The organism is Psychrobacter sp. NPDC078501, from assembly GCF_044900935.1.
GTDB lineage: Bacteria > Pseudomonadota > Gammaproteobacteria > Pseudomonadales > Moraxellaceae > Psychrobacter.
Genome location: NZ_JBJDOS010000002.1, coordinates 96,049 through 121,365, shown reverse-complemented (window position 1 = coordinate 121,365; position 25,317 = coordinate 96,049). Strand labels below are relative to the sequence as shown.

The window sequence follows — 25,317 nt, the reverse complement described above, 5'->3', positions numbered from 1 at the left end:
GAGCATTTCTTAACCTTCTCAACCTAAAGCCTTCTACGTTTGGCCTTATGTAAATAACAAGTTTAATATATGTTATTGTATATTGATGACACTTATAAGTTCATGCTAGATTGAATACAAGTTTATGCACAGTAAAACTAAATTTGGCTGGTAGCTCTCGCTCTGTACTGCCAATTAACCTGATTAAAATAACTATTATGATTAAAACAACAATAAGGAAATGACCATGCTACTAGAGAAAATTAAGACACCTGGACTTTCGCACTTATCCTATTTGGTAGGCTCTGGCGGTCAAGCAGCGGTAATTGACCCACGTCGTGACTGCGCGATATATGTAGAAAGGGCGCGTGCAGCAGGACTTGAGATTACTCATATTTTTGAGACACATCGTAATGAGGATTTGGTTTCTGGAGCACCTATCTTGGCCGCAATGACAGGGGCAACCGTTTTGCATGGACCTAATCCAGAACAACCTGTTGTCTACGCTGAGACCGCACGTAATGGTGATTGCTTTTCAATTGGCCAATTAGAAATCCATGTCTTAGAAACGCCTGGTCATACTGATGATCATCTTGCTTATGCGCTGTTTGACACGGCGTATCCAGACAAGGCGGTTGGCGTTTTTACTGGGGATGCGCTCTTTGTAGGTGATGTCGGTCGTACTGACTTCTATCCCAATCGTCGTAGAGAAGTTGCAGGTTTACTTTATGACTCATTACAAGACATTTTAGCGCTCGGTGATCAGGCGATTATTTATCCAGCTCATGGTGCAGGCTCCATCTGTGGATCAGGCATGGCGGAGCGAGAGTTTTCTACCGTCGGTCACGAAAGAATGAACAATCCACGTTTACAGATTACCAATCGTGAGACATTCATTGATTTCAAGACTAGCGAAAACCATTATCAACCACCCTACTTCAGATTGATGGAGCGCCTTAATATGGAAGGTGGTGAAGCGCCTCCAGTCGTTATGCGTCCGCGTAACCTTTCGCTTAAACAGCTAAATGACTGCGATGCTGATCATCTCATCGATATTCGTGAACCAATGGCGTATGCGTCAGGACACCTGCCCGGTTCTATGAGCTTACCTGTCAACATGCTACCTGCGTTTGCTGGATGGTTTATCGAGGAGGGACAAAGCTTGGCACTGATTGCCTCTGATGAAGATCAACTGGCAACTGCAATGGAGCATCTGGTACGTATTGCTTTTGATAATATTGTCGGTGGCTATGTGGGTGTCGTCCCTGCGGCTGCCAAAGGGGAACAGATGCAGCAAACCCCTATGATCGATACAACCGAGGTAGAGAGTCGCCTTAATAATTCTCAGAACTGGACATTGCTCGATGTACGCGATATCGATGAGAGGAATACTAGTGCGATTGAAGGCTCACAGCATATCTATGTTGGACACCTGAACGAGCGTTGGCATGAGCTTGACCAAAGTCGCCACTATACCTTGATGTGTGCCAGTGGTGCTCGGGCAACAATAGCAGCAGGGTGGCTTGCTAGCCGAAGTTTTGAGCACATTGATATATATCTAGGGTCGATGGGCGCATGGCAAGCAACGCATGAATAACTCTTTACCTTTAACTAAAATCTACAACTATCTAAAACGCGTCATAGATTCTGGATAATGCGTTTTAAGCAAAGGCATTTTAAAGTGCTGTAACTAAGACATGCTACACCTAAGATGAATACGACAACGACCCTTCTTTTATTCAATATAAGACTGATATAAAAGAAGGGTTTACCTTTTAGCTGACTTTTACTGTACTTCCTTACCTGACTTATCACTCATAGAACATAGATACATAAAAAACAGACACAAAAAAACCCCAAACAATCTAATGCTTGAGGCGAAACTTGCTTAAACTCGAAAGTCTAAATTCGTTTTAAATATGGCGCAGCGGACGGGACTCGAACCCGCGACCCCCGGCGTGACAGGCCGGTATTCTAACCAACTGAACTACCGCTGCTTAGGTCTCTTAGCTTGTTTAGCCACTTGCTAAGAAGTGGTGGGTGATGACGGATTCGAACCGCCGACATTCTGCGTGTAAGGCAGACGCTCTACCAACTGAGCTAATCACCCTTCGAACAATTGCGATGCAATTTATTCAACATCAACTGAGCTCTTAAGTTTGTCACTAAGCTCCGTTGCTGTGGGTGTGTATTATATAGATTTACTGTTGGGTGTCAAACAGTATTTACCACTTTTTTAGATATTTTTTCAATTTTTATTAGAATTTCTAGCAAGCATTTGTTTTTATTGATTTTATATTTTCATACAAAACCAATATTTTTTAGGTTTAATGCTTACTTATTGGCCAGTGCTTGCTCGATATCATTTTTGATGGCTTCTGGCTTAGTCGTTGGTGCATAGCGGTCAATCACCTGGCCTTTACTATCGACTAGGAACTTGGTGAAATTCCACTTGATACCATCTGTTAGCACGCCACCCTTTTGTTCTTTGAGCCATTCATAGATAGGATGAGCATCTGCGCCATTGACATCAGTCTTTGCCATCATCGGAAAGCTGACTCCATAATTCTTTTGGCAAAACGCACCAATCTCATCGTTGCTACCTGGGTCTTGGCCACCAAATTGGTTACAAGGAAAACCGATAACCACCAGTCCTTGATCTTTATATTGTTGATATAGTGATTCTAAGCCTTCAAACTGCGGCGTAAATCCACATTTGCTTGCGGTATTGACGATTAATAATACTTTATCTTGATAATCTGAAAAGGCTTGCGAGCTACCATCCATGCGCTCAGCCGTAAAATCATAAATTGTACTCATCATTTATCCTTAAATTGAGATTTTTATTGTTTTGAGTGTTTATGCACTACTTCTTTTTCTATCATACACATAATAAAACTATTGAAAAGGAAGCACCGTGTACTTCCCTTTCACACTTCTAATACTACTTACTTCTCAGACTTATCTAAATCGATAGATACTGAGTTAATGCAATAGCGCATGCCTGTTGTCTCGGTAGGACCATCAGGGAATACATGGCCTAAATGTGCGCCGCAGTTGCTACAAGTGACTTCGGTACGAGTCATGCCTAGCGAGTTATCGACGTGCTCTTCAATCGCGCTGTTATCGATACCTTGATCAAAACTTGGCCAACCACAGCTCGCATCAAATTTATTGCTTGAGTCAAATAAGCTTGCACCGCAGCCCTTACAGCGGTAAACGCCATCATCGGTCGCATCATTGTATACACCTGTAAATGGACGCTCAGTGCCCTTCTCACGCATAATATGATATTCATCAGCGGTTAAACGCTCTTTCCAGTCAGCTTCAGTCAACTGGCTGATCTCTTCTTTGCTTAGTTGGTTGTCTTGCATAATTTATCCTTATTCGAGTATTTATTATCTAATCTCGGTAACTACTTTATCGCCATATGATTATGAAAACGACGTGCTCTATCTGTTGGTTATCGACGCACTATTCAAGGCATATATAAGAAAAGTACTCTCTATATTGTGAGATAGACAGCATAATTTAAGCGATTGATTGAGTTAAATATAGCAAATTAATTTTAGATAATGATGGGTAAAGATGTAATTTTGATACCTATATATTTGATAGTCTAAATAAGAGATTTAGAGCCATATAATATAAGCCAAATGTCAATTGCAAGATATACTTGCAATTATTAATAGAGCTGATTGTAAAATCATTTGCAAATTAACTATCAATGCAATAATATCTTGCATTAGTGTTTAACTAAAATATTTAATATACCTCTACACTGAATATTTACTGATTAACAAAGGCTCAAACGACAATGTCTGACGATAATAGCAAAAGTACGCAAGCGGAACGACTGGTACAGTTGCGCCGTGACAAAGGATTTACTGCTGAGCAGCTAGCGCAAGCCATGACAGCCGCTGGTGCAAAAGTGAGCCGTGGTGCTATCTCAAACTGGGAGCGCGGTACCAATGGCATTGTCTCATCCAAGCTGCCTACACTTGCGCGTATTTTGGGCTGTAGTGAAGGATATCTGTTGCGCGGCGACCTCAACAAAGATGCTATTGATGCAGACGAGTTGACATCATCTATAGAGTGCAGTGAATATCAAGAGATAGATACTATTTCCCACACCCAGTCAGATATTAAAGCAACTGATGCTCAATCGCCGACAACTCCTACTGCTGGTAAAGACTCAAAAACCAATTCGACAACCAATCCGAAAAACGGTCACGCTATGAACACCATAAAAAAATCTGATAAATTACAAAACGTTTGCTATGACATTCGTGGTCCTCTATTGCAGACTGCCAATAAGATGGAAGCAGAAGGCAAACGCATATTAAAACTGAACGTGGGCAATCCAGCGCCTTTTGGTTTAGAAGCCCCGCATGAGATTCTGCGCGATGTCGCTATGAACCTATCTGAGGCGACTGGTTATTCAGACTCGCAGGGGATTTTCTCAGCGCGTAAAGCTATTTTGCAATATTACCAATCAAAGGGGTTGCTGTCGGCCGTTGACGTACGTGATGTATATTTGGGCAATGGGGTTTCTGAGCTTATTGTCATGACCATGCAGGCATTGATGAATGATGGTGATGAAGTCCTAATTCCGATGCCAGACTACCCGCTTTGGACTGCTGCTGCTAATCTCGCTGGCGGTACTGCGGTGCACTATCGCTGCAATGAAGAGGACAACTGGCACCCTGATATTGAAGATATTAAGTCTAAAATTACGAGCAAAACGAAAGGTATCGTGGTTATTAACCCGAATAACCCGACAGGCTCCCTTTATAGCGATGAGTTATTAAAGCAAATTATTGAAGTCGCTAAAGAGCATGATTTGATCATCATGGCTGATGAGATTTACGATCGTATTCTCTATGATGATAATATACATACCCCAATGAGCACCCTAACTGACGACGTGCTGGTACTTTCTTATAATGGCTTGTCAAAGTCACATCGTATCGCAGGATTTCGCTCAGGTTGGATGATGGTATCAGGCCGCAAACAGCACGCAGCTGACTTTATTGAAGGCTTAGATATGCTAGCATCCATGCGCCTTTGCTCTAATGTGCAAGGACAATATGCTATTCAAACCGCGATGGGTGGGCATCAGAGCATGCAAGACCTAACCTCTGAAAAGGGTCGCCTATATAAGCAACGTGAAATGGCAGTCTCACGTCTTAATGCTATCAAAGGTATTTCTTGTACCATGCCTCAAGGCGCGTTTTACTGTTTCCCAAAAATGGATCCAGAGGTTTACCCTATCACCGATGATATGGATTTTATGATGGACTTGCTCGTTGAAGAAAACGTATTAATGGTTCAAGGTACTGGGTTTAACTGGGATAGACCAGATCATTTCCGTCTGGTGTTCTTACCTAACTTACTTGACCTAGAAAATGCGATGGATAGGTTGGACAGATTTTTTGCCAAGAAACGTAAGCAATTTGGTACCGAGTAAATCGTTATATATCATTAAAAAAACGCTTATCGGCATGATGCTGATAAGCGTTTTTTATTGCGTTGAACCTAAGGCGTGTCTTCAATTCACTCGATAGTTATCTAAATGGGCTAAAAGCAGCTAAATTTTGCCAAACATCGTCAAATCGCTGGTTAATATCCCGATATTATCTGCACTATTTTCCTCGTTTGACGGCAATTTATCTCATTTTTATCACCATTTTTGAAATGAAGACACGCCCTAGTTATTCAAACTCAATTATGATAATTCACTGGTAAAAACAGCGCATTAAAAAATGTTGCTCAATACGAGATAACTAATGGCAGACATAGTAGCCGCTGCAGGCAGTGTCACAATCCAAGCCAAGCCAATTGGTTTCATAAGCTTCCAGTTAGTATCTCTGTTGACGATACCGATACCCAGTACCGCGCCTACTAGCGTATGAGTACTAGATACAGGCAGACCCATTGTCGATGCGCCCATTACAACAGCTGCTGCTGCCAACTCAGCTGAGAAACCTGAAGCTGGATGCATTTTCGCTAGATTGGTACCAACGGTTTGAATCACTTCTTTACCAATGAACCAAAGACCAACGATTAGTGCCACACCAAAAGTCAGCATGACAGCAGGTGGCACAGCAGCTTCCGTAGCGATACTATTAGTACGAATCACATCCATAATGGCAGCAAAAGGACCAACCGCATTGGCGATATCGTTTGAACCATGACTAAAGGCAAAAGCTGACGCGGTAAAGACTTGCATCCAGCTAAACATAATGAACGTCGCTTTGGTCAAATCTTCTTTGTGCTTACCGCGGATACTCTTGGTATAGATATACGTCGCTAGCCATACTAGCGCCGCTATCATACCCATAATCAAGAAGCCCTGCAGTGTGGTCAGGCCGCTATTAACATTTTTCAGGCCTTTAAAGACGACTAGAGAAGTCATCACCGCACCACCTGCGGCAGCAATGATAGGTACCCATTGCTTAAGTGCTTTTAGAGTATCAAGGCTACTGCGCTCATTTTCAATATCATAAAGCTTTTTGTAGTAATCAGTTTCTAGGTCTTCAACGATACAATCGTCATCTTTATAGATTTCCTGATCACGTAACATCGCTGACGTATAGGCCAATTGTTCAGACTCTGTCAAACCATCCAAAAACTCTTTATGGTTTTGCTTTAAGACTTTTTTATTGCCTTTTAGCGTCGCAATATAGGCTTCGGTTTTATCATTATATTCAATGATGTTTTTCTTGATTTGTCCATATAAAAGATAAGACAACACACCACCTAGTAGCGGTGACAGTACCCAAGAAATAGCGATAGTTCCAACCGTTCCCCAATCTACCGTTGATAGCGCCATGTCCGTACCACCTAACGTGATACCTAAAACAATGGAGCTACCAATCACACCGCCAATAATGGAGTGAGTGGTCGAAACAGGCAGACCTTTTTTGGTCGCAAATAACAGCCAAAATGCTGCTGCAACCAATGCGGAGAGCATGACATAAATGAACTGATTGGGCGTCACTGATAGACCATCTAGATCAACGATGCCGCTTCGAATCGTATCAGTCACCTCCCCGCCTGCAAGAACTGCCCCCGATACTTCAAATATCGCGGCAATACCCAATGCTTGCGGGATAGTCAACGTCCCTGCACCCACCGAAGTACCAAAGGAGTTGGCGACATCGTTACCACCGATATTGAATGCCATAAAGACACCAAAAGCAGTCGCCACGATGAATAGCGTCGTTTGCTGACGCATGGTGTAATCTAAACCCCACCACAAAAAGTAGGAAGTCATCGCAATCAGTAAAATGGCAAAAAATAGATTTATTCTCATAGAGCCAACTGGCTTGACTGACTCTGTAGAACTGCTGCTAATACCCATACGTTAGTACGTCCTGCGTAAGCTGATTAAAATTATATGAGGTTGATAATATTGCGCTGCTACTCACAGTACTTGTTACGGCATCTAATGAAGTAGCATATATAAAATATACAACATGCGGTTAGAAAGTCTTAAACCGACTAGAGCGAAAGTAAATAATACATCTCTCAACATGTCACAAAGCCGCAAGTGATATTGCCAAATCGTCTGATTACAGCATCTTGCGGCTTATATATTTCTTAGCGATATTTGTGGTACTACTAACAGCTATTGTAACAATTTTTGTCGTAATTATTAAGTTATCTATACTAAATAACTAAAACACGTTGTTTGCTAAATTAAAATTATTATTTAGCAGGAGCTGTTTTGCGCTCTATTATATTAAATATGAGCACATAATGCATGATGATATTGCGAGATTTGTAACTGCGAGTACATACGGACAAGACCACACTCTGTAAAAGACAGGATGGCTCGAATATGTTTCGAGCCATCCTATTTAGAAAACACTTGGAAAATACAATTATATAAATCTATGACAGTCCTTAAGCTTCAGTCATTTTTGACAATTATTTGCTTTCAGTCAGTGCAGACAACTGCTCAATAGCATGATCTAACACATCTAAACGCGCCTGACGCTTTTCGTTGGTCGCAATAACACACCATGGTGCTATCTTGGTATCTGTACGTGCCAGCATATCTGCTGCAGACTGCACATAGTCTGACCATTTATCACGGTTACGCCAGTCATCATCCGTTAGTTTAAATTGCTTATGCGGTGTTTCTTGACGATCTTCAAACCGTTTAAGCTGCTCTTTTTTATCAATCGCTAGCCAATATTTGATAACCAACGTTCCTGCTGCTGCCAAATCCGCCTCAAAACGATTGATTTCATCATATGCTCGTTGCCATTCATCAGTAGACGCAAATCCTTCGATGCGCTCAACCAACACGCGCCCATACCAAGTACGATCGAAAATAGCGATACGGCTAATACGATTCGTTTGCTCATCAGGCAATCTCGTCCAGAATCGCCACAAGTAAGGATGCTGAGTCTCATATAACATCGGTGCGCCAATATTATAGATTTGATACTCGCGGGGATCTAGCGGTGCGACCAATCTTTTTATTGCACCGCCCTTTCCCGCAGCGTCCATTCCTTCAAAGGCAAATACAACATGCCGGCCATTGCGTGCACGTAACAATTCAGCGAGCCTTGCCTGCTTCTCTGCCAATGCCTCACGATAGTCGGACTTACTGATTTTTTTATCTTTAATAGACGTCAGCTGCTTAGGTATCGGTACAGGCTCAAACTGTTTTTGTTTAGTATCTGAGTTAAGTTCCAGTTTTTCGGACTGAGGATGGTTTCTTGATGTTTCATTGTTATTGTCGTTATCATTGCTATCTGTCTGACTACTTGCCAGCGCGGTTTGCATAGCATGTAGCACCAAATGACAAAAGTTATCAGCGGCCTCTAACTTATCATCACCATCAATGATGACCCAATCATCCTGTTGACGCAGCAAGGTCGCAGCCACCTCATTAAACTTCTCAATGACTTGCTTATTATTCCAGTCAATTTGATACAAAAACTGCGGATCTGCTTCATCATCCTTTAAACGACTGTGCAACGTTTCAATATCGACATGAAACCAACATTTTAATAACTTGGTTTGATTGGCAATGAGATCCTTTTCAAATGCTTTTAGCGTATCTAACTGCTGCTGTAGATAGTCTTGCCACTGAGTAATAGGAAGCGAATTTTTATCTGTTTGACCTTTATTATTTGATAATGCTTCAAGGTTCTCACTATCTGATGTCGCCAGTCGCATGACGTTGTATAATAAATCAGCATACCAGTTGCCGAAATATACCATGACATCACCATGGCGCGGCATGGCGCTAGTATGCGCTTGCCAAATGGGTTGATAACTCAATGGCGAATGACCAATGGTTGCCTCAACTTTAAGCAGCCTTGGATCCACCCATTGCCGTAACTGTTTAACAGCGGTACCTTTACCTGCTTGCTCCATTCCATTAACTAGCACCAATAGACCTGTTGGTTTATTGAGGGTCGGCGGCGTTTGCTGGCGAGTGGCTTTTAAAGCATACTGAGCTGTTACCAGTGCCAATCTAAGCGAATCCTCATCCAGTGAAAACTGACTCAAAGGATTGGGCTTTAGACGCTGCTCCACAACTTGCTCACTAAATTGTGTACTTACCGCTTGTGGAGCTTTTGGTTCAGTAGTATCATTTTTTTTAGACATGATTACACTCGCTATTATTGTTATTGGGCTGCTTTACTAATGAATGACTTATGGGATAGCTATTAATAGGACAACTCTTAATATTTCTATCTCATCGCTCATATTTATCTCATTTAATCATAGCACTGCGCCAATCGAGTAAATAATATTGCCGTGTAACAGATTGATATTTGTATTCTTAATTATTTTCTTTTAAGGTGAACACAATTTTGGGTATAGGATAGAACAGTTGTTGAAAACCTTATAACCCTGAACCACTATATTTAAAACAACCATATTCAAATTTGATTACCCTATTTACTTCTACAGGATTTACAGCCATGACCGCTTTAGCTGATTTACAACAGCATTTGACACGTTTTTGGGCGATGCCTCATCACCAAGATGATGAATTAAATGCTAAGCTCAAAGAAGTACAATCATGGCAACAAGCACGTCTGCAGCAGACGCATCGTGAGCTATTTGAACAACCTAAAAATAAGTTAATGGCAGACTACTTCCTCACCCAACTATATGGCGGCGAAGAATTCAAGTTATTGGCAGAGCAGTTAGCACGTATCCTGCCAAAAGCGAAAAAGCTAGAACGTCTTGCTAAAGAGTCAGCCCTAGAGGCTGGTAGCATGGGCATCCAAGCGGCGATTTTTGCCATTGAGCTAGATCTGCACTTAGCCCAGTGGTTACTCGCTCAGGACTTACCAGTGAATGAAGAGAATATGCTAGCCGCCTATCGTACTGTCGATGAAGAAGACGAGCGTAGAGTTCAGATTGCCAATTTAAAAGACGTCTGTTATCGCACGGACAAACACCTAAACTCGTTTATGCTCAAAAAAGCCTTTGCACTAGCAAAAAACACGGCCTATCGTCACGGTTATCAGCCGCTTTATGATTTTATTGATACAGGCTTTAAGGCCATGAAACCTCTGACCAGCGTCAGCGATTTTATCGAACCGTTCTGCAAGCGTGAACTGTCCATTATTGATCAGGTTCATGATACGGATAATGGCAGTAAGCCGGTAGCGTTTGGTGTATCATAAGCTCAATATGCTAAACAACCAATTGATGCTTACTATTTAACGATTTCCTCCGATAAAGACAATCATAAAAATAAATTCTAGGACAACATGATGACTGATAATTCAAAAGATAGCAGCGCTCCTTCTAATCAAGCCGCAACGACCAATGGTCATTTGCAAGACAAACTGGTAAAAGACAGTATTGCTCATAATCAGCAGATTAGCGCGCAGATATTACGTAACCAAACTACCAATGTCGTGCCGAGCAAGAATAATAGCGTTGCTAATTATGACAATAGCGACTTTACTAAAGTTCAAGACCTACCAACTGGGACGCCGCAAGGCCAACAAACTACTATGCCAAACAACGATCAAAAGACTCGCACAAACACTTCAGAGCAAACCATAAAACAAACGCTATTCAATCAGCGTGATGATATCAATAATCCGCACACGCCTGAAACAGACGGCAACGAGCAGACGCATTTTGGTTATAAGACAGTCAATAAAGCAGAAAAACAAGCACGTGTGGCTGACGTATTTACCTCTGTTGCCAAAAAATACGACATCATGAATGATTTGATGTCATTCGGTATTCATCGTCTATGGAAGCGTTATGCGATTAGTCTATCGGGCGTGCGTGCTGGTCAGCATGTCCTTGATATCGCGGGCGGTACGGGCGATTTGGCCAAAGTATTTAGCCGTGAAGTCGGTAGAAATGGCCACGTAGTACTATCTGATATCAATGCTGCGATGCTAGAAGTAGGCCGTGAGCGCCTGATCAATGCAGGCTGTAATAACGTTGATTTTGTATTGGCGAACGCTGAGACGTTGGCCCCTTTTGATGACGAAAGCTTTGATTTAGTCACTATTAGCTTTGGTTTGCGTAACGTCACAGACAAAGATGCCGCGCTAAAGTCTATGTATCGCGTCCTAAAGCCAGGCGGTCGTCTATTGATTTTGGAGTTCTCAAAGCCAGTATTTGAGCCACTATCTAAAGCCTATGATTTGTATTCATTTACCGCACTGCCAGTAATGGGTAAACTGATTGCTAATGATGCTGAAAGTTATCAGTACTTGGCTGAGTCAATTCGTATGCATCCTGATCAGCAGACACTTAAGCAGATGATGCAACAAGCTGGGTTCGAGAACTGTGATTATCATAACTTGACTGCTGGTATCGTGGCTGTCCATCGCGGCTTTAAAGCGTAACACTAAAGTACGATAGGCAAGACCATTATGTTTAACAGAGCCTATTGAACCTAACACGAACATACCATGCGCTGATGCAGCTAATGCAAAGGCGCTCATTTACCGATGCGAGAGCCTTATGCTGACTGTCCTTCTATTAGCTGGTGCCGAAAAGCTAATTAACATTGCCATTGCTAGTGATGAGATTACCAGAGCAGGTTTAGCGCCGCTTGCAGGTAAGGTGTTACGTCTTAATATGGGAATGCCTGAGATTCATTTAGACATCCTGTTCACTCATGAGCGTTTGCGCTTTGAGCCAGTCACGACAGAGAGCATATTTGAGCCAAGTGGCCAAATGAGTGAGCGCCAAAGAGCCGGCATGGAGCGCGCACGTTTTGGTCACAGTCGTCCAGACTGTACTATCACTGTAAATAATGCCGCTCAACTACTCAATCTAATGCGCGGCGCTGAAGGCAACCTGCCAATCGCTGGTGATTACAAGGTGCTAATGCAGCTCAAACAATTGGTTGCAGGGTTTGATCCTGATGTTGCTGGACAGCTTGAGCCGTTTATTGGTAAACCAATGGCTAGCCAATTACATCTTCTTATCTCTCAGCTGAAAGGTAGCTGGCGTCATAGTGCCAAACGTGCTTTTGATGACGTCAGTGATTGGGCCAATGAAGTAGCTGGCAATAGCACACCTGATCCTATCGAGGTGGCTGAAGTAAATGATCTAAAACAGCAACTGTTAAAATTACGTGCTGACGTCGAACGGGAAGAAGCCAAACTTGCTGCTATCAAAGAAGAGCAAGCGCAGCTCCTTAACAACTCGTTTCATCAATAGCCGACTGCATCAATCATAAATGAACGCTATTACCGATAGTACTATTTATGATTAAGCACAGCGCTTACCCCATTTTCGTCTTTGTTTAGAGTACCTAACCTCATGCTATTATCGCACCGCGCTCGTCTACTTGAGCTTTGGCGTATCGCCGCAATGTATCGCCTTGATACCCATTTTTCTATTGAAGAAGCACCGCAGCTGCAACCTTTGGCGCGATTAATTCGCATTCATCCAGCAGCATGGGGCAAGAAGCACCAACCAAATGCGATTAAGTATGCGCTTGAGGACATGGGTACACTGTTCCTAAAATTAGGCCAGTTACTCTCAACACGTCGCGACTTGGTACCGCCTGAGATTATCGCTCAATTGATTCAGTTGCAGGACAAAGTTAAGCCTTTTGACGCTGATATTGCTGTCGCTCAAATTCAGCATCCTAAACATGGTCTTGGCCAGTCTATTGAGACCTTGTTTGCCCGATTCGATATCAAACCACTAGCGGCCGCTTCTATCGCCCAAGTTCATACTGCTGCTCTACATGATGGGCGTGAAGTCGTGGTAAAAGTGGTTCGCCCCGATATTCGCACTGTGATTGTTTCTGACTTTGAACTATTGCGGGAATTGGCAAGTTGGGCATCTGCGCGCATTGAAGCAGCACGTGCTATTTATATCATTGATATTGTCGAAGACTATCGGCAAGTCATGCTCAACGAGCTTGATTTGACACTTGAGGCTGACAATACTACTCAGATGCGCAACAACTTTTTGGGTTCAGCACTGATGTATGTGCCTGAAGTTTATGACGCTGCCAAAAACGTGATGGTCATGGAGCGTATCCAAGGCGTCCCTATCTCACAAGTTGAGATGTTTGATCAGTTAGGTTATGACCGTGCAGCGCTTGCAGAAAAAGGCTTAACGATATTTTTTACCCAAGTCTTCCGTGATAACTTCTTTCATGCTGATATGCATCCAGGCAATGTGTTTGTAGAGACGCCACCTGTGCAAACTCTACATGCAGGTATGGCCGCAGTTGATTTAGGTCATGAACCACGTTATATCGGGCTTGATTGCGCCATCATGGGCACTTTATCAAAAGACGATCAGCTCATTGTGGCGCGGATGTTACTTGCCGTAATGAACAATAACTTTACCGCTGTAGTTGATATCGTCAGCCGTGCAGGTTGGATACCGCCAAATGCTGATAAGCATGCCCTGATGCGTGATATGAAACGTACCGTCGGCCCTATGCTACAAAAATCAATCGATGATATCGACTTTGCTGGCGTACTGATGCAGATATTGGACATTGCACGTAGACATCATATGAGTATCCCGCCGCAGCTAATGCTTTTGCTAAAAACCTTGGTCCACGTGGAAGGACTCGGTCGTGATTTATATCCTGACCTTGATATTTGGTCACTTGCCAAACCAATTCTAAGCAGTTGGATTAAAGAACAGTTAGATCCTATGCGTAATCTACAGCAACTGCGTCAACAACTGCCTGAAATGCTCCTGTCTACCACTGATATTCCTAAACTATTAGATCAAGGACTACAAAGCCTTGCCTCACAGGGCTCTCGTCAGGACAGTCAACTACGTGAGATACAACAGATTCGCGCTGACATGCTAAACGACCGTCGCCGCGATTGGTTGGCACTGGCAGGGTTTGCTATATTTATCGCTATCGCTACGCAAGTTATCGGCTGGCTATCACCTATATTTTATATACTGGCTGTCTTGGTAGTTGTTTGGAGAATTTTAGCTTAGAAATCAGATTTATTTTTAATCAATCAGTTCAGAAAAATTTTCATAATTTTAGATTTAAACAAAGAAAATGCGCCTACTTCTCATCAAAAGTAGGCGCATTTTTTATACTGAATACTATAGCATCTGATCGATTGCCATCTGTGTCAGTACGCGGCCACGAGCCGTACGCAGCACATAACCTTGTTGAATCAGATACGGCTCAATCACATCTTCAAGTGTACCACGATCTTCAGCCATCGCGGCTGCCACTGCTTCAACACCAGCAGGACCACCATCAAAGCGCTCATGCAAAATTTCGATATAGCGTCTGTCTAGATGATCAAGACCACGTCTATCCACTGCCAACATATCTAGCGCGCTACCTGCAATCGCGCCATTAATACTACCATCGCCTCTTACCTCGGCATAGTCACGCACACGGCGTAATAGGCGGTTAGCAATCCTTGGTGTACCACGTGCACGGCGCGCAATCTCTACAGCCCCATCTTCACTCATTGGTACACGCATTAAACGTGCTGCGCGACTGACAATCGTCGTTAGATCAGCGATATTGTAAAATTCGAGTCGCTGTACAATCCCAAAACGGTCACGTAGTGGTGACGTCAGTAGCCCTGCTCTAGTGGTTGCTGCTACCAAGGTAAATGGCGGCAAATCAAGCTTGATAGAACGCGCAGCAGGCCCTTCACCAATCATAATATCTAATTGGAAATCTTCCATCGCTGGATAAAGGATTTCTTCAATAACCGAGCTCAGACGGTGAATTTCATCAATAAACAGCACGTCACCCGCTTCTAGATTGGTCAGCATGGCTGCCAAATCACCTGGACGCTCAAGTACAGGCCCTGAAGTAGAACGCAAATTACCACCCATTTCACGAGCGATAATATTGGCGAGGGTCGTCTTGCCCAGACCCGGTGGACCAAATATAAGTGTGTGATCTAGCGCTTCGTCACGGCCACGAGCAGCACCGATGAACACTTCCATCTGCTCACGTACCACCGGCTGACCAATATACTCAGCCAATAATGCTGGTCGGATATTGGCATCAGGAGCATCACTTGCACCTTCTAGCGGATTAATTAAGCGATCTTGCGTCATAGAATTTATCATTATATTAAAAAATTAGTTAACAAATAGCATAACCAAACGCTGCGCATAAGTCATGCAAAACCTCATTAAGCGAGCACTAAAACGGAAATAAGCGACATTCAATGTCGCTTATTAATTTAATACATTATGTATTTGTCATCGATAGACGGCTAATTAATATGAATTAAAAGCCAGATAACTGCTGCAAAGTAGCTTTTAACAAGCCTTGAGTATCAGCAAAAGTATCTCCTTTACTCCTAGCAGCTTTGATCGCTAACTGAGCTTCTTTTTCTTTATAACCCAAGCTAATCAATGCGCCTTCCACTTCAGCGATGATACTACCTTCGTGAGAAATCGTAGTTTCCTGTGGTGTCAATTCAAACGCACCATTATCAACGTCGATATTTTTTAGCTTGTCTTTTAGCTCAATTAATAAACGTTGCGCCGTCTTTTTACCGATGCCTGGGATACGAGTTAATGCCGTCTCCGACTCTTGCGCGACGTGCATCTTTAGCTCAGCTGCTGACATTGCAGACAGCATAGCCAAGGCCATTTTTGCCCCAACCCCGTTAATTTTAATTAACTGGCGAAAAACATCGCGTTCTTTTCGATCGATAAAGCCGTAGAGCAACTGGGCATCTTCGCGAACATGGAAATGTGTCCAAATGCTGGCTTGTTCATTCAGCTGCAACTGACAAAATGAAGGCAATGGCAGTTCGATATCATAACCCACACCAGAGGTCGTCATGATACAAGCCGTCGGTGCCATCAAGTACTGCACCTGTCCGGTAATCAATCCAATCATTATTTACGACCTCTTATGTAAAATATTATAAAATCAACTGCTACTTCATGATTAACAACTACGTTCTACAACACAGTCTTATTGGTAAAAGTTCACCATACCTTCAAGACTGGTTGGACGAATTTTGTGTGCTTGACCTGCAGAACCAAACGCTTCAAAACGATTGGTACAGATATCTGACATGGCTACCATAGACGCTTTGAAGTATTTACGCGGATCGAATTCACTTGGGTTTTTTGCAAGGAATTCACGGATAGCACCAGTTGATGCCAGACGTAAATCCGTATCGATGTTTACTTTGCGTACGCCATGCTTGATCGCTTCAACGATTTGCTCAACTGGCACACCATAAGTTTCGCCAATATCACCGCCGTTTTCATTGATGACTTTTAGCCATTCTTGTGGCACTGATGAAGAACCATGCATAACAAGGTGGGTATTAGGAATACGGGCATGAATCTCTTTTACGCGCTCAATAGACAAAATATCGCCTGTCGGTGGACGTGTGAACTTATAGGCACCATGGCTAGTACCGATAGCAATTGCTAACGCATCGACATTGGTATCTTTTACAAACTGTTCAGCTTCGTCAGCACTGGTCAAGAGCTGCTCATGATCCAATACGCCTTCAGCGCCAGAGCCATCTTCTTCGCCAGCCATACCAGTTTCAAGACTACCTAAACAACCGATTTCGCCCTCTACAGAGACACCGCAAGCGTGGGCCATTTTGACGACTTCACGCGTGACGCTAGCATTGTAGTCATAATCCATTGGCGTTTTGCCATCTTCACCAAGTGAGCCGTCCATCATCACTGATGAAAAACCTAATTGAATTGAGCGTTGGCAGATAGCTGGTGACATGCCATGATCTTGATGCATTACCACTGGAATATGTGGCCATTCTTCGATCGCAGCGATAATCAAATGACGCAAAAATGCTGACCCTGCATAATTACGTGCGCCTGCACTGGCTTGGACAATAACAGGTGAATCACAAGCATCCGCAGCCATCATGATTGCACGCATTTGCTCTAAGTTATTGACGTTAAAAGCAGGAACACCATAGCTGTGTTCAGCGGCATGATCTAGAAGTTGACGTAAGGATATTAGGGCCATAAGACGCTCTCTGATTAGATTTTGAATAGTATTTTAAAAAACAGCTTAATAGCAATCATTTCACTGTATATTCGACCATACTGACCGTATATAGGTTAGTAAAAGTCTGAATGATATTAGATATGATTACCACGCGGTGATTATAGCAAAAATTGTTCTGTCTTCGTAGCGGTTGACCGACTATTTGTCAGTCTATACCGTCTCTTGATATCAGTTTAATTTTATAAACTGTTACTTTATAAAATGTAACAATGGCATACAACGCAAAAAGCCTTGGCAATCACCAAGGCTTTTTTAGTATTTTGAGGCTTATAAAGCAATGACTCTTTTTAGATATTATTTACCGATAATTATCTATCAATCGATAGACTCCCAGTAAGTCAGCCATTATAGTGCTTAGTTATCGCGTAGCTTAGTACTGTTGCTCTGCATCAACTGCAACATCATTTGCGCCATCAGCAACAGCGTTAGCGCCATCAGCAACAGCTTCAGCAGTATTTTCAACCGCTGTGTTAGTGCCTTCAGCAATAGCATCGCCAGTGTTTTCTAGAGCGTCTGTCGCAGCTGCACCAGCAGTGTCAGCGCCTTCGGCAACTTCAGTACCAGCGTCTTGAGCAGCAGCTTCAGCTTCAGCAGCAGCAGCGTCTGTTTCAGCGGCAGCAGCATCAGCGTTTGCAGCAGCATCATCGCCAGCAGATTCAACAGCAGCTTCAGTGTTTTCTTCTGTTTGTTGGCTACATGCAGTGATTGCAAAGGTACCAGCAAGTACGCTAGCAAGTAATAAATGACGTTTTAACATAATAAACCTCTCGTAAATAATGCATGTCAAAATACATGGTCGCGCTATTTTATAGAGTGCGAATCAGACATGCAATAATAATTTTCAGTATATAAATAAATAATTACTGCTTAATAATAATCGATGGCTATTGCGCTTACTTATGTCAATAAAAACAAGCAATTTAACAGCCAAAATATTATTTTTACAGACTACCTTAGTTATTTAAAGTTAGTTGTACGTCTAATGTTACTAAGCTACAGAGTATCGTTAATTAGTTAGGCATCTATTTGCAGTGCAGCAACTGCTGGGAGTACTTTACCTTCAACAAACTCCAAAAACGCCCCGCCACCCGTTGACATATAACTCACGCCTTCAGCAACTTGATATTTATCGATGGCCGCTAACGTATCACCGCCGCCCGCGATAGAGAAACCATCGCTGTCTCTTACAGCAGTGGCCAATATCTGTGTGCCTTGCCCGAAAGCATCAACTTCGAAGACACCCACTGGACCATTCCATAAGATGGTTTTTGCATTAATAATAGCATCGGCAAGCTGTTGTGCGCTTTCTGGTGCGATGTCCAATATCATGTCATTGTCACCGATCGCATCAACTGCTTTGATCGTTGCGGTAGCTTTTTGCAATGAGCCAGTAAAGTCAGCGAAATCAATGTCATTTTTATCAGCGACGACGACGTATTCAGGCAGTAGAATTTCAGTCTTAGTCATAATGTCACGTGCAGTATCTAGCAAGTCTGCTTCGTACAATGAGGCGCCAACACTGTGACCTTGTGCTGCCAAGAAAGTATTGGCAATACCGCCACCAACGATAATCTGTGTGCACACTTCGGCCAAGCTGTGTAGCACTTCTAATTTGGTTGATACTTTTGATCCACCAACGATAGCAAGCATTGGCTGTGCTGGTGTTTCAAGCGCTAGGCTTAAAGCATCAAGTTCAGCAGCTAACAATGGCCCTGCACACACAGTTTTGTCTGCTTGACGCATCGCTTGCGTAACACCCTCTGTTGATGCCTGTGCACGGTGCGCTGTACCAAAAGCATCCATCACAAACACATCGCACAAATCAGCATACTTTTTCGCTAGCGTGGCATCGTTTTTCTTTTCACCGTCATTGAAGCGTACATTTTCTAATAGAACCACTTCGCCCGATTTTACATTGGCACCTTGGGTAAGGTAATCACTATTAAGACGTACAGATGTCGATAATTGCGAGCTTAATTTTTCCGTTAAATAGTCAGCAACCGGTGCCAATGAATATACAGCTTCAGGATTGCCTTCTGTTGGGCGGCCTAAATGTGAGCAAACAATTACCGCAGCACCTTTTTCGAGCGCCATTTTGATGGTAGGAAGACTGGCTTGCAAGCGCGCATCGCTCGTGACCTTACCGTCTTTAATAGGCACATTTAAATCTTCTCGAATCAAGACCACTTTATCCGTTAAGTTCAACTCACTCATACGCAAAAAATTCATCACCTGCTCCTATGCATCAATATATCTGTTAATTTGCGATTACTGTCGTTACTGATATGACTATTATAATCAGCTCTATATAAATCGGATTCAGTGCTAAGCTCGATCAATCTACTATTTTGTAGCATTCTCGCTCGCCTGCCATATAGCCAAGCTATTTTATACCCGTGCTATCGTGCTATATAGTCACTATCAGCTTTATTGCTTTTTAATATTTTTAACGCTTGGCTCTGACACCTCTCAAACCACTCTGATGAGTCGCTCAAGTAAACAGAATTTAGCGGCGGTGTATTCTACCAGTTTTCTACCACAGTCTCACAAGCAACCTGACACAAATTTCAGCACGTTTAAAATATTTAGTCTAAATTCTCAGACCGTTATTCGATGGCAACAATTGCGGTTGCTAGCTTTAAGTACAGTCAATAAACCGTAACATTTCGTGGTGGTACTCAGCAGTCAAGCTCTTTATGATAGAAACATTGACAATAAAAATAATCCATTAGGAGAAAATGATGAGCATCAACTTAGACACTGCTAAACAAAACCTATTAAAATTAAAAGATGAGTACGAATCTCGAATTGATAAGATAGAAGATCACATACAAAACCCGCAAGATGATCTCAATGAACACTGGGAAGATCAGGCCATATCCTATCGTCAAAATGACATGCGTAAAAACTTAATGAGTGAAGCGCGTCAAAGCTTAATCTATGTCGAAAATGCACTGAGTCGGATTGAAAACGGTACTTATGGCGAGTGCGAAGTCTGCGGTGAACAGATCGAAGAGCAACGCTTAGAGGCGCTACCCTATGCCACCTTATGTATGGAACACGCTGAGTAGCGCTGTCATATTAATACTCTATTGTAAGACTATTGCTACTCTAAAACTTCTCTAAGAAGCATGTTTCAAGTAGGTATTTTCCATTTAGAAAATGCCTGCTGCCATTCATGACAACGCTGGGCTATGTCTGCTACTGGCAAATCCATGATATCCCCAACTACTGCTACAAGCGCAATGGGCAAATCTACCAGCTCTGAGACATTTTCTGCAGTTAACCCACCTATCACACATATTGGTATGCCTTGCTGACACCCTTCCACAAGCTGCTGACGTAAAATGATATTAGCATTTGGCTTAGTTGTAGAAGTAAATACAGCACCCATCGCAGCATAACTTGCGCCATCATTTTTTGCTTCTTTAATCAGCGCTATATCACCATGACAGGTACGACCAATTATTTGGTGCGGCGATAGAGACTGTAAAGCATCACCGATACTGCCGTCTGTTTGTCCAAGATGCACCCCTACGTCAAGCTTTTCGGCCAACTTCACATCATCATTAATAACAACTGTCACATTGTACTTTTTAGCTAACTCAACAATTTTTTGTGCCTCATCAAAAAGCTTCAAAGCTCCATCAGGTAGACTAAGAACTTGCTTACGACGAATTTGTAATAGTGCAATCGATCCTGTCGATAAGGCTGCCTCTAACTTTTGATATAACAGCTCAAATTCATCATCGTTGGTCAATAAATATAGCTTAGGTATAACTGAGGAGAATGGTGAATGACCCATAGCATGTATCCTTAATTCTTAAATTCAACACAATAAAAAAGCCGTTATATGATATAACAGCTTTTTTATACATTTAGAACCGATAGCTTATACTGTACGGCGTGTAGCCAAACTATTTAAGATATTTTTAGCATCACCCCAACGTGTTGCTGAGCTGTTTGCCCCTAAGATAACGATAATCGCAGGACGGTTATTGACCCGAGTTTCCATTACAACACAACGTCCGGCTTCATTGATAAAGCCTGTCTTAGAGATACCGATTGGATAGCTGCCGTCACGGACCAACGTGCTAGTATTACTGGCTTTATAGGTACGGTTACCACTTGAGTAATTTGAGACAAAAAAGTCATAGCTCTTAGTGGTAGAGAAACGACGAATCACATCATAGTTACCAGCGGCACGTACCATTTTGACCAAATCTTTTGAAGAAGCTACGTTGCGCTTATCAAGTCCAGTTGGATCGCCAAAAAATGCCGTATTCATACCTAAGTCTTGCGCTTTACGATTCATCGCACGCATAAAGGCATCATAGCCACCTGGGTAGTTACGTGCCAGACTCTTCGCCGCTGGATTTTCAGACTTCATCAACGCCATCAATAGCATCTCAGCACGGTTTAAACGATCACCTGATTTCAAACGTGAGCTTGCACGCTTTGGACCAACGAAATCTTCTGGATCAAGCGTGATTTCTTCACGCATATCAAGGCCTGCATCCAATACGACCATAGCCGTCATAACCTTGGTGATACTAGCCATTGGGCGCGCGATATCAGCATCTTTTTCGTAAATAGATTCGCCAGTTTCAGCGTCGATCACCGCAACACTACGTGAATCCGTACTAATCGGAATCATATCGCTGCTACCAAATGCCCCGCGATAGGTTGTGTTATAGCGGGCACTATTGGTGTTATTACTACTAGCAAAACTATTAGTATTCGTGATGTTTGTAGTGCCGTAGCCATTATCGACTTTCTTAATAGCAGAGCCATTAGACTTGTACATAATGTTGCGAGCTTCAGACAAACTATCAGCGCCGCCCCAACTCAGGCGTGCACTAGAGGCAGTGTCAGTGCTACCATTAATTGTAAGTGCGGCTTGTGCAACACTGCCCAAACTCAATGAAATCATAGCAGCGATCAATTGCTGTTTGGTTAATGGTAGTTGCTTCATTATGCCTCCTGCTGTCGCTATTACGCCAGTTACATATTGTCTGACGCCAAAAACGTACGTAGCGTTTATAGATGTGTTTGTAAGTACTCACATAGAGCTTTTGTATTTTTAGTGTATCATGGTTTACATTTAAGTTTAATCTATCAAACTGATTTAGTAGTTTTTTTTGGCTTCATTCAAACTTTGCTACAACCAATTTATATTATAGAAACATCAATTCACACTGCAGCAATATAATTTAACTTCGGATGTTATGATTACTCGTATTTTGTTATATTAATCAGCGGTATTTTGAATATATAAAGATAATTATAATGGTTGAAATATATTCATTTTTTATACTATCTGGACCTAATAAAGCGTTCATTCTGACAATCAATAAAGAGTATGGTTATGATTAAAGTATTAGTGGTAGATGATCATGATTTGGTACGGATGGGTATTAGCCGTATGTTGTCAGACAGCCCCGATATTGAAGTGGTAGGTGAAGCAGACAGCGGTGATATGGCTATAAAACAAGCCAAACAATTACATCCTGATGTGATTTTACTAGACGTCAATATGCCGAATATTGGCGGGCTCGAAGCAACCAAACGTTTGATACAACTCGACATGGGTATCAAGATTTTGGCGGTCAGTAGTATGTCTGCACAGCCCTATCCCTCAATGCTAATTAAAGCAGGTGTGAATGGTTACATTACCAAAGGCACGCCACTTGATGAAATGATACGTGCGGTCAAAAAGATTTATCAGGGAGGTCGTTACTTCAGTCAGGATGTAGCTGAACAGTTAGCAGATGTTCTATTATCTGATAACGCAAACTCACCTTTTGACTTATTGAGTGACAGAGAAAAACAAGTGGCCATGATGGTTGTTAATTGTCAAAGCCCTCAGCAAATAGCCGATCAATTGTTTGTTAGTGTCAAGACCATTAATACGTATCGCTACCGTATTTATGAAAAAGTTGGGGTTGATAGTGATGTTAAATTAACTCATTTGGCCATTCGTCATGGTCTGATTCAACCATAAACCATTTTAGCGTTTATTCTATTACGGCCAGTTTATGAACCCTGCTACCAATCTTAGCTCTGCCATTACTCGTTATGTTCATCATGACGATACGCTTCCTCTGCCGCAGTTGCGTAAGTTGGGGCTGATCTATAGCAGCTATCGCTTCGTTGTTAGCCTGTTCTCTATGCTCATGCTATATATCTCTGCTCGTACTGGTGATAGCACTTCTTTACCGAGTTTTTTACAACAAACGACTCTGAGCTTCTATGTACTGTTAAGTTTGATACTGCTTGGATTATTTTATGTCGTTAGAAAACATATGCGCCGCCAATTGGCATTCGGACTGGCCTTAGACGTTATTATACTAAGCCTGCTGCTCTACACGACAGGTAACCCTGATTTGCAGTTAACCATGCTATACATGGTAGTCGTCGCGGCCAGCTTTATGCTACTACATGGCTCACAAGCGTTGGTTATTACTTTACTTGCCATCATTCTCGTTATTTATCAGCAGTTTTTTTACGCTATTGCTAATAGCATGAGTCTAGCCAACCTAGGTGATGCGTTACTGATGTCAGCGAGTTTTTTAGCAGTGGGCGGTTTAAGCTGGTCTATCTCTCAGCGATTGGTACAGCTTGAAAAGGTCGCGGCAAACCATGCTAAGGAAGTCGAGCGACTCAACGTGATTAATCAAGAGGTTATCACGCAGATGGTGAATGGTGTTATCGTTATCGATAAGCGACATATTGTCTTAGCAAATCTTGCAGCACATCAATTGCTGAGCCTTTCATTTGTCACGCCTGCCACGCCTATCACAGAACAGAATACCCTTGACGATACAAAAGAGACTCATAACAAAGCACTTCTCTCTAATTTTGAGCAGCAACTCAATGAACAGCATTCCCAGTTGTTTCATGCCTGCTTGTCAGTAGCATCTGGGCAGTCACGCGCTTTTACCTACGATGTGCCAGCTGTCGCAAACGCTTCAATATTTGGCAAATTACGTGTACAGATTATTCCACTAAAAGATGATAGCAAACTTGTCATATTAGAAGACTTACGCCGTGAGCAAGCCAGTGCTCAACAACTGAAACTGGCTTCTTTAGGGCAATTAACTGCCAGTATTGCCCATGAAATCAGAAACCCATTAGCAGCGATATCGCAAGCCAGTCAGCTATTAATGGAAGATGTTGCAGAACAAATGGAAGATGACAGTGCATTAACAAGTGAATCGAATGCTGCCATGACTGGCAACCATGAGCTTTATGAAATGATATTTTCACAGACAAAACGTGTAAACCGTATCATTGAGGATATTTTAAAGCTGTCTCGTCAGCAGATGGCTACCCAGCAGGTGCTCGAATTGGCTGAATGGATGCCATCGTTTTTGGAAAATTACTTTCAAGGACACGACATTTTTCTACGAATAAAAACCAAACCTATCATATCATTTGATACTCATCAGTTAGAGCAGATATTGATCAACTTAATCAACAATGGCCTGCGCTATAGCAGCTATTCTCATCCTCATGCTTATGTAGAAATCGACATTTACTGTGCAGACAACGATGTTATAATCGATATATTGGATAACGGTGATGGTGTTAGTGCTGGGAATTTAGAACTTTTGTTTGATCCATTTTTTACAACAGATAAAGCTGGTACAGGACTGGGGCTCTATTTATCACAAGCATTTTGTGAAGCCAATCAAGCACGTTTACTCTACATTCCTGAACATGAGAAAACATGCTTTCGCTTGATTGTACCTTCTATTAAATCTGATAATAAATTTCAAACTATCGAAGAAAATCTTACCTAAATTTATCTTTTGAAAGCTATTACACCTATTTAGACC

20 protein-coding genes and 2 tRNA genes are annotated in these 25,317 nt (G+C 42.3%); 9 read left to right on the top strand and 13 right to left on the bottom strand.

The window, feature by feature from the left end; translation table 11 throughout:
* The first annotated feature begins 226 nt into the window (after positions 1–226).
* On the top strand, positions 227–1,576 hold the full coding sequence (locus tag ACI2IW_RS03505; protein WP_404692659.1) for a rhodanese-like domain-containing protein: 1,350 nt from the start codon (positions 227–229) through the stop codon (positions 1,574–1,576).
* Between the two features lie 323 nt (positions 1,577–1,899).
* On the opposite strand, the gene ACI2IW_RS03500 is transcribed toward ACI2IW_RS03505, so the two are convergent.
* From ACI2IW_RS03500 to msrB, 4 genes are all read right to left on the bottom strand, one after another.
* Positions 1,900–1,976: transfer RNA gene (locus tag ACI2IW_RS03500), tRNA-Asp, on the bottom strand.
* Positions 1,977–2,013: 37 nt separating this feature from the next.
* Positions 2,014–2,089: transfer RNA gene (locus ACI2IW_RS03495), tRNA-Val, on the bottom strand.
* A 224-nt stretch (positions 2,090–2,313) separates the two neighbouring features.
* On the bottom strand, positions 2,314–2,799 hold the full coding sequence (locus tag ACI2IW_RS03490) for a glutathione peroxidase (protein WP_404692658.1): 486 nt from the start codon (positions 2,797–2,799) through the stop codon (positions 2,314–2,316).
* 128 nt (positions 2,800–2,927) lie between these two features.
* Positions 2,928–3,353, bottom strand: coding sequence for a peptide-methionine (R)-S-oxide reductase MsrB (gene msrB / locus ACI2IW_RS03485; RefSeq protein WP_057760931.1), 426 nt, complete (start codon positions 3,351–3,353; stop codon positions 2,928–2,930).
* Positions 3,354–3,796: 443 nt separating this feature from the next.
* On the opposite strand from msrB, the gene ACI2IW_RS03480 reads away from it, so the two are divergent.
* Entirely contained in the window at positions 3,797–5,449 is a 1,653-nt protein-coding gene (locus ACI2IW_RS03480; RefSeq protein WP_404692657.1) for an aminotransferase class I/II-fold pyridoxal phosphate-dependent enzyme, read from the top strand.
* Positions 5,450–5,737: 288 nt separating this feature from the next.
* Here ACI2IW_RS03480 and ACI2IW_RS03475 read toward each other — a convergent pair whose 3' ends face one another.
* Both ACI2IW_RS03475 and ACI2IW_RS03470 read right to left on the bottom strand, forming a co-directional pair.
* A complete protein-coding gene (locus ACI2IW_RS03475) occupies positions 5,738–7,345 on the bottom strand; it encodes an inorganic phosphate transporter (protein WP_101206393.1) in 1,608 nt (535 codons plus the stop codon).
* A 569-nt stretch (positions 7,346–7,914) separates the two neighbouring features.
* The gene (locus tag ACI2IW_RS03470; protein WP_404692656.1) at positions 7,915–9,612 is read right to left on the bottom strand and encodes an ATPase; all 1,698 of its coding nucleotides are present in this window, start codon (positions 9,610–9,612) and stop codon (positions 7,915–7,917) included.
* A gap of 320 nt (positions 9,613–9,932) precedes the next feature.
* Here ACI2IW_RS03470 and ACI2IW_RS03465 point away from each other — a divergent pair, with 320 nt between their 5' ends.
* The 4 genes from ACI2IW_RS03465 (at position 9,933) to ACI2IW_RS03450 (ending at position 14,424) form a co-directional block, all read left to right on the top strand.
* Complete coding sequence (locus tag ACI2IW_RS03465; RefSeq protein WP_404692655.1) at positions 9,933–10,646, top strand: FFLEELY motif protein; 714 nt, start codon at positions 9,933–9,935, stop codon at positions 10,644–10,646.
* 336 nt (positions 10,647–10,982) lie between these two features.
* Positions 10,983–11,837, top strand: a complete 855-nt coding sequence (gene ubiE, locus ACI2IW_RS03460) for a bifunctional demethylmenaquinone methyltransferase/2-methoxy-6-polyprenyl-1,4-benzoquinol methylase UbiE (RefSeq protein WP_404692981.1) — start codon at positions 10,983–10,985, stop codon at positions 11,835–11,837.
* Between the two features lie 118 nt (positions 11,838–11,955).
* Positions 11,956–12,660: an SCP2 domain-containing protein gene (locus tag ACI2IW_RS03455; protein WP_404692654.1), complete on the top strand. Its 705-nt coding sequence runs from the start codon at positions 11,956–11,958 to the stop codon at positions 12,658–12,660.
* 102 nt (positions 12,661–12,762) lie between these two features.
* A complete protein-coding gene (locus ACI2IW_RS03450) occupies positions 12,763–14,424 on the top strand; it encodes an ABC1 kinase family protein (protein ID WP_404692653.1) in 1,662 nt (553 codons plus the stop codon).
* A 114-nt stretch (positions 14,425–14,538) separates the two neighbouring features.
* Here the strand turns inward: ACI2IW_RS03450 and ruvB are convergent, their stop codons facing one another.
* The 5 genes from ruvB to ACI2IW_RS03425 all read right to left on the bottom strand — a co-directional run bounded on the left by ruvB (position 14,539) and on the right by ACI2IW_RS03425 (position 19,705).
* Positions 14,539–15,522: a Holliday junction branch migration DNA helicase RuvB gene (gene ruvB, locus ACI2IW_RS03445; protein ID WP_057760949.1), complete on the bottom strand. Its 984-nt coding sequence runs from the start codon at positions 15,520–15,522 to the stop codon at positions 14,539–14,541.
* Between the two features lie 175 nt (positions 15,523–15,697).
* Positions 15,698–16,318 (bottom strand): Holliday junction branch migration protein RuvA, encoded by a 621-nt coding sequence (gene ruvA, locus ACI2IW_RS03440; RefSeq protein ID WP_404692652.1) that lies wholly within the window; start codon positions 16,316–16,318, stop codon positions 15,698–15,700.
* A 78-nt stretch (positions 16,319–16,396) separates the two neighbouring features.
* Complete coding sequence (gene fba / locus ACI2IW_RS03435) at positions 16,397–17,434, bottom strand: class II fructose-bisphosphate aldolase (RefSeq protein WP_057760953.1); 1,038 nt, start codon at positions 17,432–17,434, stop codon at positions 16,397–16,399.
* Between the two features lie 412 nt (positions 17,435–17,846).
* Positions 17,847–18,233 (bottom strand): hypothetical protein, encoded by a 387-nt coding sequence (locus tag ACI2IW_RS03430; protein ID WP_296211485.1) that lies wholly within the window; start codon positions 18,231–18,233, stop codon positions 17,847–17,849.
* Between the two features lie 257 nt (positions 18,234–18,490).
* A complete protein-coding gene (locus tag ACI2IW_RS03425; protein WP_404692651.1) occupies positions 18,491–19,705 on the bottom strand; it encodes a phosphoglycerate kinase in 1,215 nt (404 codons plus the stop codon).
* Between the two features lie 512 nt (positions 19,706–20,217).
* Between ACI2IW_RS03425 and ACI2IW_RS03420 the strand changes: the two genes are divergently transcribed.
* A complete protein-coding gene (locus ACI2IW_RS03420; RefSeq protein ID WP_341609671.1) occupies positions 20,218–20,547 on the top strand; it encodes a TraR/DksA C4-type zinc finger protein in 330 nt (109 codons plus the stop codon).
* A 65-nt stretch (positions 20,548–20,612) separates the two neighbouring features.
* Here ACI2IW_RS03420 and ACI2IW_RS03415 read toward each other — a convergent pair whose 3' ends face one another.
* Both ACI2IW_RS03415 and ACI2IW_RS03410 read right to left on the bottom strand, forming a co-directional pair.
* A complete protein-coding gene (locus tag ACI2IW_RS03415; RefSeq protein WP_404692650.1) occupies positions 20,613–21,281 on the bottom strand; it encodes a thiamine phosphate synthase in 669 nt (222 codons plus the stop codon).
* A gap of 87 nt (positions 21,282–21,368) precedes the next feature.
* On the bottom strand, positions 21,369–22,451 hold the full coding sequence (locus tag ACI2IW_RS03410) for a serine hydrolase (RefSeq protein ID WP_057760963.1): 1,083 nt from the start codon (positions 22,449–22,451) through the stop codon (positions 21,369–21,371).
* Positions 22,452–22,844: 393 nt separating this feature from the next.
* On the opposite strand from ACI2IW_RS03410, the gene ACI2IW_RS03405 reads away from it, so the two are divergent.
* Both ACI2IW_RS03405 and ACI2IW_RS03400 read left to right on the top strand, forming a co-directional pair.
* Positions 22,845–23,480 (top strand): response regulator, encoded by a 636-nt coding sequence (locus ACI2IW_RS03405; RefSeq protein WP_101206382.1) that lies wholly within the window; start codon positions 22,845–22,847, stop codon positions 23,478–23,480.
* 34 nt (positions 23,481–23,514) lie between these two features.
* Positions 23,515–25,281: a sensor histidine kinase gene (locus ACI2IW_RS03400; protein WP_404692649.1), complete on the top strand. Its 1,767-nt coding sequence runs from the start codon at positions 23,515–23,517 to the stop codon at positions 25,279–25,281.
* The last annotated feature ends 36 nt before the right edge of the window (positions 25,282–25,317 follow it).

Coding starts and splice junctions, on each gene's coding strand:
- ACI2IW_RS03505 (WP_404692659.1), top strand. CDS start 227: ATGCTACTAGAGAAAATTAAGACACCTGGACTTTCGCACTTATCCTAT.
- ACI2IW_RS03490 (WP_404692658.1), bottom strand. CDS start 2,799: ATGAGTACAATTTATGATTTTACGGCTGAGCGCATGGATGGTAGCTCG.
- msrB (WP_057760931.1), bottom strand. CDS start 3,353: ATGCAAGACAACCAACTAAGCAAAGAAGAGATCAGCCAGTTGACTGAA.
- ACI2IW_RS03480 (WP_404692657.1), top strand. CDS start 3,797: ATGTCTGACGATAATAGCAAAAGTACGCAAGCGGAACGACTGGTACAG.
- ACI2IW_RS03475 (WP_101206393.1), bottom strand. CDS start 7,345: ATGGGTATTAGCAGCAGTTCTACAGAGTCAGTCAAGCCAGTTGGCTCT.
- ACI2IW_RS03470 (WP_404692656.1), bottom strand. CDS start 9,612: ATGTCTAAAAAAAATGATACTACTGAACCAAAAGCTCCACAAGCGGTA.
- ACI2IW_RS03465 (WP_404692655.1), top strand. CDS start 9,933: ATGACCGCTTTAGCTGATTTACAACAGCATTTGACACGTTTTTGGGCG.
- ubiE (WP_404692981.1), top strand. CDS start 10,983: ATGCCAAACAACGATCAAAAGACTCGCACAAACACTTCAGAGCAAACC.
- ACI2IW_RS03455 (WP_404692654.1), top strand. CDS start 11,956: ATGCTGACTGTCCTTCTATTAGCTGGTGCCGAAAAGCTAATTAACATT.
- ACI2IW_RS03450 (WP_404692653.1), top strand. CDS start 12,763: ATGCTATTATCGCACCGCGCTCGTCTACTTGAGCTTTGGCGTATCGCC.
- ruvB (WP_057760949.1), bottom strand. CDS start 15,522: ATGACGCAAGATCGCTTAATTAATCCGCTAGAAGGTGCAAGTGATGCT.
- ruvA (WP_404692652.1), bottom strand. CDS start 16,318: ATGATTGGATTGATTACCGGACAGGTGCAGTACTTGATGGCACCGACG.
- fba (WP_057760953.1), bottom strand. CDS start 17,434: ATGGCCCTAATATCCTTACGTCAACTTCTAGATCATGCCGCTGAACAC.
- ACI2IW_RS03430 (WP_296211485.1), bottom strand. CDS start 18,233: ATGTTAAAACGTCATTTATTACTTGCTAGCGTACTTGCTGGTACCTTT.
- ACI2IW_RS03425 (WP_404692651.1), bottom strand. CDS start 19,705: ATGAATTTTTTGCGTATGAGTGAGTTGAACTTAACGGATAAAGTGGTC.
- ACI2IW_RS03420 (WP_341609671.1), top strand. CDS start 20,218: ATGAGCATCAACTTAGACACTGCTAAACAAAACCTATTAAAATTAAAA.
- ACI2IW_RS03415 (WP_404692650.1), bottom strand. CDS start 21,281: ATGGGTCATTCACCATTCTCCTCAGTTATACCTAAGCTATATTTATTG.
- ACI2IW_RS03410 (WP_057760963.1), bottom strand. CDS start 22,451: ATGAAGCAACTACCATTAACCAAACAGCAATTGATCGCTGCTATGATT.
- ACI2IW_RS03405 (WP_101206382.1), top strand. CDS start 22,845: ATGATTAAAGTATTAGTGGTAGATGATCATGATTTGGTACGGATGGGT.
- ACI2IW_RS03400 (WP_404692649.1), top strand. CDS start 23,515: ATGAACCCTGCTACCAATCTTAGCTCTGCCATTACTCGTTATGTTCAT.